Source organism: Moritella sp. 36, from assembly GCF_018219415.1.
Taxonomy (GTDB): Bacteria; Pseudomonadota; Gammaproteobacteria; order Enterobacterales; family Moritellaceae; genus Moritella.
This window is the reverse complement of sequence record NZ_CP056120.1, coordinates 2,164,424-2,178,507: the sequence shown is the minus strand read 5'-3', so window position 1 is coordinate 2,178,507 and position 14,084 is coordinate 2,164,424. Positions and strand designations below refer to the sequence as shown.

Annotated in this window: 11 protein-coding genes and 2 pseudogenes; 7 read left to right on the top strand and 6 right to left on the bottom strand. The window is 39.2% G+C overall.

Going from position 1 to position 14,084, the window contains the following annotated elements; genetic code table 11:
- The first annotated feature begins 138 nt into the window (after window positions 1-138).
- Complete coding sequence (locus tag HWV03_RS09830; protein WP_211679532.1) at window positions 139-747, top strand: LysE family translocator; 609 nt, start codon at window positions 139-141, stop codon at window positions 745-747.
- Window positions 748-955: 208 nt separating this feature from the next.
- Here HWV03_RS09830 and HWV03_RS09825 read toward each other — a convergent pair whose 3' ends face one another.
- From HWV03_RS09825 to HWV03_RS09815, 3 genes are all read right to left on the bottom strand, one after another.
- Window positions 956-2,713 carry a hemopexin repeat-containing protein gene (locus HWV03_RS09825; RefSeq protein ID WP_211679531.1) on the bottom strand — a complete coding sequence of 586 codons (1,758 nt, stop codon included), beginning with the start codon at window positions 2,711-2,713 and terminating at the stop codon, window positions 956-958.
- A 115-nt stretch (window positions 2,714-2,828) separates the two neighbouring features.
- On the bottom strand, window positions 2,829-3,761 hold the full coding sequence (locus tag HWV03_RS09820) for a chromosome segregation ATPase (RefSeq protein WP_255547150.1): 933 nt from the start codon (window positions 3,759-3,761) through the stop codon (window positions 2,829-2,831).
- Window positions 3,762-3,796: 35 nt separating this feature from the next.
- On the bottom strand, window positions 3,797-5,134 hold the full coding sequence (locus HWV03_RS09815; RefSeq protein WP_255547149.1) for a sphingomyelin phosphodiesterase: 1,338 nt from the start codon (window positions 5,132-5,134) through the stop codon (window positions 3,797-3,799).
- Window positions 5,135-5,495: 361 nt separating this feature from the next.
- On the opposite strand from HWV03_RS09815, the gene HWV03_RS09810 reads away from it, so the two are divergent.
- From HWV03_RS09810 to HWV03_RS09800, 4 genes and pseudogenes are all read left to right on the top strand, one after another.
- Window positions 5,496-6,413, top strand: a complete 918-nt coding sequence (locus HWV03_RS09810; RefSeq protein ID WP_211679529.1) for a DUF368 domain-containing protein — start codon at window positions 5,496-5,498, stop codon at window positions 6,411-6,413.
- Between the two features lie 625 nt (window positions 6,414-7,038).
- Window positions 7,039-7,122: pseudogene (locus HWV03_RS22760) on the top strand (hypothetical protein); the annotation flags it as partial.
- A 114-nt stretch (window positions 7,123-7,236) separates the two neighbouring features.
- Entirely contained in the window at window positions 7,237-9,705 is a 2,469-nt protein-coding gene (locus HWV03_RS09805) for a proprotein convertase P-domain-containing protein (protein WP_255547148.1), read from the top strand.
- Between the two features lie 62 nt (window positions 9,706-9,767).
- Entirely contained in the window at window positions 9,768-10,148 is a 381-nt protein-coding gene (locus HWV03_RS09800; protein WP_211679527.1) for a hypothetical protein, read from the top strand.
- Window positions 10,149-10,204: 56 nt separating this feature from the next.
- On the opposite strand, the gene HWV03_RS09795 is transcribed toward HWV03_RS09800, so the two are convergent.
- Window positions 10,205-11,143 (bottom strand): DMT family transporter, encoded by a 939-nt coding sequence (locus tag HWV03_RS09795; RefSeq protein WP_211679526.1) that lies wholly within the window; start codon window positions 11,141-11,143, stop codon window positions 10,205-10,207.
- An 89-nt stretch (window positions 11,144-11,232) separates the two neighbouring features.
- On the opposite strand from HWV03_RS09795, the pseudogene HWV03_RS22755 reads away from it, so the two are divergent.
- Window positions 11,233-11,364 (top strand): annotated as a pseudogene (locus tag HWV03_RS22755) (helix-turn-helix domain-containing protein); the annotation flags it as partial.
- A 108-nt stretch (window positions 11,365-11,472) separates the two neighbouring features.
- Window positions 11,473-12,147, top strand: a complete 675-nt coding sequence (locus tag HWV03_RS09790) for a substrate binding domain-containing protein (RefSeq protein WP_255547147.1) — start codon at window positions 11,473-11,475, stop codon at window positions 12,145-12,147.
- A gap of 96 nt (window positions 12,148-12,243) precedes the next feature.
- Here HWV03_RS09790 and HWV03_RS09785 read toward each other — a convergent pair whose 3' ends face one another.
- Complete coding sequence (locus HWV03_RS09785) at window positions 12,244-13,116, bottom strand: lipase secretion chaperone (protein ID WP_211679524.1); 873 nt, start codon at window positions 13,114-13,116, stop codon at window positions 12,244-12,246.
- 2 nt (window positions 13,117-13,118) lie between these two features.
- Window positions 13,119-14,060: a lipase family alpha/beta hydrolase gene (locus HWV03_RS09780; protein WP_211679523.1), complete on the bottom strand. Its 942-nt coding sequence runs from the start codon at window positions 14,058-14,060 to the stop codon at window positions 13,119-13,121.
- Window positions 14,061-14,084 lie beyond the last annotated feature (24 nt).

Genomic DNA, 14,084 nt, shown 5'->3' with positions numbered 1-14,084 from the left:
CTATAAAAAACGATCGACTTGTTTGACAAACGATCCTTTAGTGTTCATTATAAAAAACACGCGTTCAATATATCATATAAAGCGAGTGAATTTAAATACAGTGTTGCGATTACATGGAAGTATCGGAAGGAGTTAAGTTTGGAATACTTATTGTCTGTGGCATTGTTTGCCATCACATCTTCGGTAACACCGGGCCCGAATAACATCATGGTGATGACATCAGGGCTAAATTTCGGTGTACGAAGAAGCCTGCCCTTACTGACAGGGATATGCGTTGGTTTTACGGTGATGCTGTTACTGGTCGGACTCGGTTTTGGTCAGCTGTTTATTTTGTTTCCCCATTTGAATTTAGCCATAAAAACGATAGGTACCGCATACTTACTTTATTTAGCGTGGCAAATTGCCAGAGCGACTAACGTTGGGTCAGCCGACCAGCAAGCGAAGCCGTTTGGGTTTATAAAAGGAGCCTTGTTTCAATGGGTTAATGCTAAAGCATGGGTGGTGGCCATTGGCGCTATTTCTGCGTTTACCACAGTAGGAGACAGCTTTTTATCGCAGAATGTGACCATTGCGTTTACCTTTTTTATCGCTTCTTTCCCGTGTGTTGGTATTTGGCTAATATTCGGAACCTGGCTACGTGAATGTCTTGAAAATAGGGTTTATCAGCGCTGGTTCAATATGATTATGGCCATTTTGTTGGTAGGGTCTGTGCTACCCGTTGTCACCGATATTTGGCACCAACTCTGATTTGTGAAGGTATAGATTTGATCAAATCACGGACTAATGAAGTAAGCGGAAGAGCCTAATACGTCTATATATCGACTTAGCATAGTTTCTGTAATGCGAATAATAGGCACTGAATCTTAAGCTCTAACACGGTTTTGTCCAATAACGGCTTAGCGAATATAAAAACAACCAAAACAGCATCTCGTTTTGGTTGTTAAGTTAGGCCCTATTACATCCCTAACAAACCTGGCCATGTACTATCATTGGTCGGTTTAGGGTAACCACTATCAGCACGATCACGCGTTATACTATAGCGAATATAACGTTGACCATCCAAGAAGAAATATGCTCGGGTATCATCCCAATAAATGGCAGCCGTAATCTGTTGTGCATAAGCCCCCAGACCAGGCCAAGTTGAATCATTTATCGGTTTTGGATAACCACTGTCAACGCTATCGTTAACTAAGTCATAACGTAGATAATTTCCATCATCGAGGAAGAAATAAACTTTATTACCTTTCCAGCGTAATGTGGCAACGATGTTGTCAGCATATGCTTCAAGCCCTGACCACGTGGTAGCGTCAACCGCTTTCGGATAACCGTCTCTCACTGAGTCTGTATTAAGGTCGTAAGATAAATATTGTCCATCGTGAGTAAAGAAGTAAGCCGTGTCACTGTCTTTATGGAAACTGGCGACAAGGTCTTCACGATAAGCACCAAGACCAGGCCAATTACTCTCATTCACCGCGCGCGGGTAACCATCTGCTGCTTTATCCAATACTTTGTTATAACGCACATATTGCGTATCACTGCGGAAGAAATAGCCTCGCGATAAGCTCCAACTTAGCCCAGCATTAACATCCATCACATTATTTCGAAAAGCGACTGGATTAGCGTTACTCGAAAGAACATAATCTACTGTACCCAACCGAGTATTCGCATTGTCTTGCCACGAATTATTTTGCGCAGGCAATACATCAACCAAAATATCATTACGATAAATGTGAATATCATCGTCACTCTCATTTATCCACTGTAAATAACCATCAGTACTTACCACTAATTTTCGAACACCTAACTCACCGATAAGTGATGGACCATCCAGTTTCCATTCTTGCTCAACCTTAATTCCCAAGTGAGTTAATAAAGTCGGAACAATCGACGTTTGTGCCGCGTAACCATAAAGTCCTGAAAAATCATTATTTGCACCAACCGATTTCTCGGTCAGCTCAGCATTAACTGGTTCATTACTGCCGATAAAGATGGTTTTTTGATTCAGCTTCTGCGCGCCATGACCACAACCTAAACTGTCACGACCATGATCTGTCGTTACCATTAGCAGCCAATTATCGCCACTTTGTTTTTCAGCCGCTTCAATTGCGTCTAGGATTTCACCCAATTGCTGATCAGCAGTAATAATACTCTTGTTATAAGCGCTACCAAAACATGTACCGTGCCCATGATGGTCAGGATCATCTAAGTGTGCAAATACAAAATCAGTGCCTTTATTTATTTCACTAATTGTCGCAGACGTTACATCCGCATCACTGATGCCACTTTCGACCCGCTCAACATTAGTAATATCTTGAGTGAAAAACTGCGTATTAATCGGAGACCAATGCACTAATGACGCTTGAGTTAATATCGGGTTCGCATCATTAATGCGTTTAAAAATACTGGGAAAATCGGCATTAGCCAAACCTGCACTGTTAGTATCAACGTTATGTTTATTCACCCAAACACCCGTTAAAATTGTCGCCCAGCCAGGTCCACTTGATGTTAACTGCTCATTGTCATAACCTTTCATACCACCCGTATACGCTTTGTTGATATTTAAGCGATCAAAGTTTGGGGTATTTAAAACTTGTACTTTTTCCCATTGCACCCCATCAATACCCAATAACACGGCTTTATTGGCCGCTAACACAGAGGGTACTTGCATCCCTACCCCAACGGTTAATAACGCCATTATCATCGTCTTCTTCATGGTCATCTCCTTGTTGACTTCACAAAATAACATCTGGTATAGCCCAGATGTTAATCTAGTCTGCGCCGTTAACATGAAGGAAACATGACTTTTTCATTAAGCTTTTTAATACAAACTAAAAGCTAAAAAAGTTAAGACGATATTGATATAAACGTTCCGCTTTATAAACCTGCCAATCTTCATCATTCATGGTTTTCTTTGATGTTGCTCGTTCATTAGCAAGTGTTACCTCAAGTTCATTTAATCCTTGCTGGTAATCCGTTATTTCTTGCTCTTGCTTATCGACTTGCTGCTCTCGGTTAACAATAGATTGTCGTTCGCTAGCGGTGAGATATTGCGAAGCCAGATCAGCCTTGATTCTGGCTGTTTCATCTTCAGGCATAGACGGTGGGATTAACTGCAATGCCTCTTCATATTTGGCGGTATCAGAACTTAACGCAAAGCTATCTAAGTCATTAGCCCGTTCTGCCAACATAGTGTTGTATTCATTGATAAAATCATCCGCGTTCTGAGTCTGGTTAAATCGACTATCAGGATCCGATAACGATAAACGGTAGTCATAATAAGTATCTTGCTGCTGAAATAACAGCGCTGCATCGTCACCCCACACCTGCTCTCTAATCGCTTTAACATTGGCGATTTTATCCGCCAAACTTGCATCCTGACTGATTAACGATTCCCCCATCAGACGTTGCTCTTCCTGCTGGTTCACAGGAAAGTTAATTAACAACTGATAACGATCATCGTCAAGTAGCAACCGTTGTTCGGCTAACAATTCATCACAATTATTATGTCTTCGACATTGCTGCCAAAATGACGTTATCGCCTCCATTAGCGTCTGACCTTGTGTGTCTTGCAATGAGGTATCTTGCTCGGGCATATTTTCATTAACTTGCATCTGTTCTTTAACGTGCACCTGTTCTTTAGCTTGATTCGATGCCATGTCTTCCGGTTGTATTGTTGAACTTACGATTTTAGATAATGCACTTTCTTGCTCAACTGAGTTCAGTTTATTTTCATTGGTGATGAAGAAATAAACGCTGCCCATAAAGGCAACGCTTATTAATAGTAATGGCAATCGCATTAACGTATCACTGCTTTAACAGGGAAATGGTCGGATAGATTCCAATGTTTCCATAAACTAGCAACCGTTGTACGCGGTATTTTGACAGTGTTTATGTTGTCATTTCGCTTAGCAAACTCATTACTGACAACAACATAATCAAGATATTCGATATTTTCACCACCCGATAGTGCACTTCCTGCATAATCATTAATACGCGGGTCGAACGTTGACTCTGTATAACCTGCATATTGCGGTTCATCAGCGCTAAGGTTCACAAACATCTGCTGATAGTCAGTTGGGAATTTAAGCTTGTTCACATTAAAATCACCACCGTAGACAACTGTGTCAGTGGCTGGAATATTCTGCGCTTGTGCAAAATTGCGCATCTGGCGGAATTGGCGTTGGCGATATTCACGTGCGGTATCAGTATCAAACGACGCGGTATGGGTTGCTAATACATGGTACGCCTGACCATTTTTGATCACTTCAGCATAATTTACGCCTTTATCAGCAAAGCAGTCTGTACCAGAGCAATCAGGATAGACGTACTGCCCTTCATTAACAATGGGATAGCGACTCACAATAGTCACACCACCATCGTAAATATTAATTCCAGGAGAAGCTAACATCTTCGTTTGATACGGGTATTCTTTAGCAAGATCTCGCAAAAATGCATCACGACCAGAAGCAAAGACTTCCTGTAGCATGAGTACATCATAGCCTTTTAAATGCTTCGGAATTTCCTGAAAACGGTCACCGATGTGCTTTGCAATCACAGGCAGAGCCCAGACATTATATGACATGACTTTGAGTGTACCTGCGTCTGCTACAGGCTGTTCATCAATTTTTTGCGGTGTGATACTGTAATAAATATCATCATAACGGCCAGTTGCACTCGCTTTAAACGCGATTTCAGTACTCTTGCTGTTACTGTTATATTGCGATTGATAGCGGTAAGTATCACGATCATCCGCCCATTTTAGCGCAACATCATTGGCACTAGCACCATGATCAAGTGTTGATTTATACCAATATCCTTTCACTTGTTGTAGCAACGAAAGCGACTCGCCATTTTCATTAGTTACAAGTGTTTCGAACTGATAAGTATCACCTGACTTAACCCCTTTCCAGCGATTAAAACTTAATACCATTTTAGTTTCCCATGGTTTAAGTGTTTGCACATATTGTTTCCATTCAGAGCCTTCTTCAAGTAAATCTGAACCGGTATGGTTAACTTGAATAGACATAGTCTGGTTAGAATTATTAGTAAGGTAGATATCACTGTCGGCAAGTGCAGACGCACTCATAACACAAGTGAGGCAAGTTGCTGTTATTACATTTTTTAGTATATTCACATCAAATCCTTTGATTGTTGTTATAGCGGATCTGAGGTTAAATTAAGAATATGACATTTAGAATACAATAATATTAAATATTTAGTTGGGATCACAATTAAGCATGAACATAGATAAAAAGCGTGATCACTGATAATAAACACCAAAGTAACCACAAAAATAATCCGTTTTATAACTTCACATAAAACCGACGACGGATCACACTTATATCGATTTCTATATTTAAGTTTCGATCAAGAAATAACGTGTAGGACTATTTATGCGAAATGGAAAATGTATTTACGATAATGACATATTTTCACTAAAACAGTTTATAATGCTGTTAAATTTGACCTTTAATCAATAAATTATACGGAGAATCATGAGTAAAGTTTCTATCTTTATAAAAGGCATGGCGATGGGCGCAGCAGACGTTGTACCAGGTGTATCAGGTGGTACAATTGCCTTCATTACCGGCATTTACGATACTCTGTTAGGCAGTATTAGTCGTATTACTCCAAGCCTAATCGGCATGATCAGAAAGGATGGTCTAAAATCGGCTTTTGATTATATCAATGGTACATTCTTGATAGTGTTACTAGCGGGTATTCTGACGAGTATTTTTACATTAGCGCGTGTTATCACTTGGATGTTACATACGCATCCTATCCCACTGTGGTCTTTCTTCTTCGGTTTAATCATCATCTCGGTAAACCACATGTTTAAGCAGGTCGAATACTGGAAAGTCAGCCGCTTTGTAGCTGTCATCATCGGTATCGGTTTTGCTTATAGCATTACCGTACTGCAACCGCTTAATCTTGAGCCAACCTCGATCAATATTTTACTTGCTGGCTCAATTGCGATTTGTGCCATGATATTACCGGGCATTTCAGGTAGTTTTATCCTGTTAATGTTAGGTATGTATGCACCGATCCTTGCTGCTGCTAAGTCTATCGATATTGTCACCCTAGGTACGTTTGCCGCAGGTTGTGCCATTGGTATTCTTACTTTCTCGCACGTGCTGACTTGGGTACTAAAACACTACCGCGATATCGCACTGACGTTTTTAACCGGATTAATGATAGGTACGCTTGGTAAAGTGTGGCCATGGAAAGAAACGTTAACTTGGCGTACTAATTCAAGTGGCCTTGAAGTGCCACTGCTAGAACGTAACCTTTCACCCTTTAGCTTCGAACAAGTAACAGGTCAGCCAGCATTGTTAGCGTATGCTATCGTCGCGATGCTTGCTGCAGTTATACTTATCTTGGCCTTAGAAAAGACCGCAGAAAAAGCATCCTAGTTCAATATCGAGTAAAAGTGAATGCGGCTGCTCATGTTGTCGTATTCACAACAGTTACTCCTAATCCTGCCATAGCTAACAATATATTAATTACTGCTTTGATGTTTGTTCTTTACTTAAAAACTATGCATGATAAAAATAAGATATGCATGATACTCGATGGTTAAATATTGTGATAAAACAAGAACTAAATACATAACAGGGTTGAAATATAATAATTTTAAGTGTAATTTTCTTATGAAATAGTTGATATCTTCGTAACTGAAAGTTCATAAAATATGAGTTGATCTCAAATAAGCACCTCTCGTAAGTTCTCTCGCGAAATATAGCTAAGAATCATAAAAACAACTCGCAGATTACTTGGAGATAAAATGGATTTATCCAAAAAAAAACGGCCATAGCAACAGCACTCTCGTTAATATTATCAGTACCTTCCTATGCTGAACTTGCAACCAATACGACACATAATGACTTTCGTAGTTCTGTCAAATTAGACCTTAATCCAATACAGCAAACAAATAAATCAGCCTATACAAATGGTTTACCAATACGTCAGCAGGATATAGCGTTCCAATATCTCAAGGATAATAAAAAGCGATACCAGATTGAATCAATCATTAATAGCTTGAAATTAACCTTAACCAAATCAAGCCTAACATCTAAGCACTTTTACTTTAAACAGTTTGTAAACGACATCCCAGTTGAAAGCAGCACAATAATTATATCCATTAATAAAAATAATCAAATCACTCGTGTCTACAATAATACTTATCCAGTCTTTAAAAAAAGCAACATTCATAGTAAAAAGAATATAAGTGCGGATATGGCAATAAAGACGGCGTGGGAATTTCTACAAGCATCTGGCATTTTACATATCAAGCCAACATCCCAATTAACATATTTAAATATGGGAACAACCTTTCAGCTTTCTTATAAAGTGAATATCTCGGTCTCAAACCCACAAGGAGATTGGGAATTTAACATTAACGCAAAAGACAATAGCGTTATAAATGTTACGCGTATTGATCTACCTATTAATAAAAATGCCAACTCAAATTCAAATAATGGGAAATGGTCTCCATTTCCAATAAATAAGCAGCATAAAACATTAGATGACGCGTTAGCGGAACTACATCAGGATAATAAATCAAACACTTATAGTGCAATATCAACATCTATAAATGCCCAAGCTTTAGTATTCTCCTCTAATCCAATTATAGATTTAAAAGATAATACGATTGAAGATAATTCATCGGAAAATAGATTCTCGTCCGCTTATGTAACAAGGTCGCTTAACGAGATAAGCTTAATTGATGGGCGCTATCACCTAAGTGGGCCATGGGTTAAAATCGTAGACTGGGATGCTCCAAACACAGAACCAAGTACAACAGAAAGTGGAAACTGGACAGCCAAACGAGGTGATAATGCTTTTAATGATACGATGACTTACTATCACATAGATCAAAGCCAACGTTATATTCAAAGCTTGGGGTATTCAGGAGAGAAAGGCATACAGTTCAATGCGATTGCTGTTGATACAAACGGTGCCAAAGGAGCTGACAATTCTTATTTCTCCCCAGGAACGAATCGCTTATCATTTGGCCATGGTGGCGTTGATGATAATGAAGATAGTGATGTAATTCTTCATGAATATGGGCATGCCATTAATAAGTCTATAAATAATCAATGGTCTGGTGGTGATACTGGTGCAATGGGTGAGGGATTTGGTGATTACTGGGCAAACTCTTACCGTTATTCAACGACTAACGGGCGTACTTTTAAACCTGAAAAAGTGTTCTCATGGGATGGGATTTCATGGGGCGGACGTCGTTCAGACAGAACCACATTTCGTTACGATCCAACAAAAACTTATCCAGCCCATACCCTAGTAAATGGACAAAACGGTGATGAACTATGGTCTACACCACTTACACAAGCTCACTTAGAACTATTAGATCTCGGGATCCCAAGATCCGAAATTGATACGATTATATTAGAATCACAATTTGGATTGGGCCAGGGTTTAACGATGCCAGATCTAGCGAACTCAATCGTAAGCACAGCTCAAAAACTCTTCCCTTCTAAGCCGCACGCGAGGGTTTTCTTTAAACACTTTAGCCAAGTAAATATACTTGAAACCATGAAGGCTAAACCCGTTATAATCCTCAGTTCAGGTAACGATGTAACTGCCGAACCAGGTGAAACCGTTAATATACAAATTCCATTGAATAATAAGTCACCTGCAACACTATCTGGTATAATTGGCTCATTATCTAGTTCATCAAATATAGATATTAATCAACCTTCAAGCCGTTACCCTGACTTAATCGCGAACTCTATAGATAATAACCTAAAAAATTATCAATTTACAATTCCACATAACCATATTTGCGGTGCAGAAATACCACTTACACTATCTGCCCAATATCAATATAACAATAGTCCAAGGACCCACAATTTTAGTTTCTTGATTCCAACAGGAAAACCTGGAAAGCTTGTCTCCCAACAATCAACACCCAATACAGCCATACCAGATAATGATAATTCAGGTATCAATGATCAACTGACATTAACAAATAGTGCACCAAATAGTTCCATCTCTGTAGAGGTTAACATATCTCATCCTTATTCAGGGGATATAACACTACTCTTAACTTCTCCTCATGGTACCCAAGTTAAATTGAAAGCCAGCAAACCTGGTGATTACAGCGCAAATATACAAGGTAATTACCCATTAACACTAACGCCAGTTGAAAGTCTCTCTGTATTTCGAGGAGAAGACACGAACGGAACTTGGACATTAAATGTTGCTGATGTTGACTCAATCGGCACAGGTGAATTAATTAGTTGGAAGATCATTTCAAGCGCTTTTAGCTGTAAGATCCCACCAAACCAACCACCTGTGATAAATATTCCTAATCTCAACATTCCTACCCGAGAAAGTGAAAATGTTGTATTAGATGCAAGTAATAGCACTGACCCTGAACATGGTGTACTAACATTCAATTGGACACAAACTTCAGGTCCTGATGTTGTGCTGATAAATGCAGACAAAGCCAGAGCCAATTTTATTGCTCCTGACGTGTCAGCCTCTACTGAACTCATATTCGAGATAGTAGTGTCTGACTCAAAAAGTGCTATGTCAACTGAAGAGATCACGGTTAAAGTCAATAATATCAATACAATACCACCACAACCAGTACAGCTAGAAGAAAACACGAGTGGAGGTAGCTTTGGGATATTTAGTATACTAACTCTCGGCTTACTTACATTATTTAGACGTAACAAATAGCGGTAAAAAAGCCAAGGCACTGTCTCTTTACAGTGCCTTGATTACGATAGAAAAGGTGAATGATGAAAAAAAAATATTGGAAACTAACCCCTATTTTATGTTTTTCAATCCTAATAACAGCGTGTCAATCAACACATTCGGTTGTTAATGCGTCGACTAAAACAGTGACCATATACAACCTAAAAGGAAAGGAAATAAAAGAGCTCGTTGATCCTTCAATTATACAAAAATTAGAAATTAATTTATCTAAAAAAGATCGTATCTTTACAAAGCGTAGGCCTACATTTGAAGCAAAAATAATTATTAAAAACTCAAATACAACAATTAATGAATGGTTTTATTCAAGTAAAGGCTTTGCCACATCAGCAAACAAAAAAAATACTGATATATATAGGGTATACCTGCCGAGTATAGATCTTTATTTAAAAGCGAATGAAGATTAGTATAAATCATGTAGCTCCACTTCTGCACAATAAGAAGGGGAGCCTTTATATAAATGTTACTTTAAGCTACTGTGCTTAATTGTATATTGCGGTTTAAACGATATGAATATCCGTTTCAGTGACGGGTAAGCATTAGCAAAAATGACTCCGACCGTAATACAGGTAATCCCAGTTAACTGTATTAGATGAGGCTGGGTACCCATGGACATGCTAATCAGTAAAGTAAACATTGGAATAAGGTTAAACATAGATGTTACTTTCTGTGGTCCAATTGTTTGAGTTGCCTTCATCCATAAAAAGTAAGCGACTAAAGTACCTAAAATCCCCATGTAGGACAGTAATACGAGATCCTTCAGTGTCATGTTTTGGTAAGCATCAACAGGGGATTCAAGCCAGCAAGCAGTTAATAACATTTGTATTAGTCCGAGTCCCAATGTCCACCTGACAAACTGAGGTACAGGTACATGCGGTACCCATTTTTTCGCCAGAATTGTATACAAACAACCACCAGCCAAGGCTAAAACAACGAGAAGATCGCCCTTCCTCAAGTATATCTGGTGCCAGTTTCCATCGGTGATCACCAACAACACACCAAACAGACTAATACAGATACCAACGATATGGTAAAAGGTGATCCGAGTACGTAATAATAGTGCAGAAAGCAACAGACCAGCGAGTGGCATGTTCGCCATAATAACAGATCCGTTGACAGCCGAAGTATACCGCATCGCCAAAAACAAGGCGCTGTTTTGGATGAACACCCCAATAATAGAGAGTAACAGCAGATAGCCTTTGTCCTTATTTGACAGTATCGATTCAGGATGCTTCGATAATAAGCGTAGAATAAGGAGGGCCAACACCGCTATCGAAAAACGAATTGTAGCCGCTGTGATAGGGGTTAATTCTGGGCTTAACGCACTAATAGCATTAAAGTTACTCCCCCAGAAAAAAATAGCCAATACCGCGCCCAGCCAGATTTTATAATTATTTCTCATTGTGTTACCTATCTAATGACTTGTGCGAACAGAATATAGATTGCATAATTGTTTGTTAATAGACAGATTTAAGAGCTTAGTTATCAAAAATGAGAAATCACTCATTGGATGATTTGTACCTTTTCGTACAAATCTCTCAGTATCAAAACCTGACCGTTGCAGCAAAGAAACTAGACATACCATTGGCTACCCTCAGTCGTAGGCTAAAACGGTTGGAGCAGCAACTCAACTGCAGGCTAATCGAAAGGAGTGCTCATCATTTCTCCCTAACCAGTGATGGCATCCGCTACTGTCAGTTATGTCAGCCATTTATTAATGGATTACATAATGTGAAGCAACTTATTGAAATTGACCGGCAGCAACTTGAGGGGCACATTAAAATTACAGCGCCAATGAATATGACACAGGCCTGGCTCAAACACTGCATCTATGATTTTTACCTGAAACATCCGTCCATCAGTATCGATTTACAGGTACAGAACGAAAAGATTAATCTCACCGCCGAGCAAGTCGATGTCGCATTCCGAGTTGGAGATGCTCAGGAGCCAGACTGGATTGCTCGTGATCTCTGGCAAAGCTCATTTGCTCTTTGTGCATCGACCCTTTATCTGGACCAACACCCCACTATTCATCATCCTTCAAATTTACTGGATCATAAATTACTGTCAGTCAGTACCTCCCCCAGGTGGATTATGCGTCATAAGCAAACTGATGAGGTTTATGAGATCAGTACTGAGTTTTCGTTTAAATCAAATGATGTGTTGTTGGTCAGAGATGCTGTTAAAGAAGGTATGGGAATCAGCTGGATGCCACCTTATTACTTTAATGGAGAACAGCATAAGGGTCATGGCTTGGTACCGATACTACCAGACTGGTCTGGCCAAGATCGCCAGGTTATTTTGATGTACCGGGATAGAGACAAACAACCAGCTAGAGTTCAGGCATTTATTCAGCATGTGTTCGACTGGAAAGCAGAGCAACCAGCTATGTATTCGGTGAACTAGCGCCAAATAGCTGGTTTATAATGGTATATGATACTCGACGAGTAAATCTACAAATAAAACAATTGCTTACAAAAGACCTTTCGCATTTATTAATGACTATGATTCTGTATTAACATCATGAATACGCTCCAACGCTTTAATACGGCGTTGTTGTTGAGAAGAAAAGTTAGCCTCACGTAAGTCTGTTATCGCGAATTCAAGCTCTTCATCCGTTAAGTTGTCATCCGCCATTAGCACTTGGCGCTCAACAAAATAATCATCAAGCTGGGTACTAAACGCATTATTTTTTTCATCTAATCGAGCTAAACGTTGTGCCCCTTCAGCTCCGACTAACTCTTGACGTATTAAATACTTTTCTTGCGTATCCAACCCTTTCGTATCTGCTAACGACCCCATTAAGGCCGCATTTTTATACACTACCTGTTCTTCTACAGGAAGCAACTGTAATTCTTGTTGCCATAGTACATTAAACTCCTCTTCTGACGCTGCAACTTGCTGAAGTTCTAGCTTTTTCAATGTCATCGTTCTAAGCTGGTTTTCTTCTGCGAACAGATCTTTTTGTTGTTCATGTGTAAAAAACTTAAGCTGAGCAGCAAGTAATAGATCATTTAATGCCATCAGATCCTCTAAACCAAATTCATCAGAGCTAGCATTAGATTCTAGCGTCTGTAAATAGGTTTTATAGTTAATATATTGCTGAAATAATACCTTATCTATTTGTGAGTCAGCAGGACGCTGCGAATTAAACTGTATAAATTTCGCTTGTAAATCATCCAACTCAACCTCACCTAATCCCGATAAAAAATATTCAAATGTATCGCGATCAAATTTTGAATCAATAGCAGTATCCTGCTGCGATTTTGACTGGAACGATTTCGCTTGTATGTGCTTATTAGTGTTGTTTTTATAGATAAAGATCGCAGTAACGACTACGATTAAAACTACCAGCGTTAATACGATCTTTTTCATTTCTATAAACCTTGTAGTTTTAAACGGTTAGCATGTTGACGATATAAAGTTTTTGGATCAGTTTCAAATAAATGATGAAGACCCAAAGTTTGATTAACTTCATCCATATGATTCATTCTATAATTATCGCGAATTACTTTACCTAAGCGTGAACTGCACGAAGAAACAAGACCATCATTTGGAACATTAAAAGCCTTACCAGTCAGAGTAAGCGCTAAATCCATTGGGTCTAACACATTAGTAAAGTTAGAACTACCGCTCCATGAGTAATAGTAAACCCCATTCCCAGCAACATAATCACCTTCACCACATGCGGTTGTAGGCACACCTTCTGGATACGATTCATTAAATTTTAATGAATTTTTAGTTGTTAACGCTTCTAATGCAGCAACTGTATCTTGTGGTAGCTTCCCTCCACGAGAAAGAAAAGTAATTAACTTACTTAAGCCATTAGCCATAGAAGATATTAATTTCTCAGATACCGAACCCTCTGGCACCTCTCCACGTAAAATATCTGCAACACGTGAACCTTTATTCACACCACCAATGCTCGTTACTGACGCCACGTATTGTGGCGCTACAGATGCCACATAACGCGATGTTGGACCGCCATGGCTGTGACCAATTAAGTTAACTTTATCAGCACCAGTAGCCGCTAAAATTTCTTCAACCTGTGCTAATAACTGCTCGCCACGAACTTCGGTAGTATTCGCCGCAGATACTTGAGCCACATACACCTCTGCACCACTTTTACTTAGAGCACGGGTAACACCATAAAAATAATCAATACCCAAAATGGAATCAAAACCAAACAGCCCATGGACTAAAACAATGGGATATTTCGTTTCTGTGTAGCCCTTATAGCTCGAACTATTCATGAAGCCTTTAGCCTGACTACTAAATACAATTAAACATAGAGTAAAAAATGTAAGAATCCGTCTCATTTATCTATCCTTATTATTAAATTA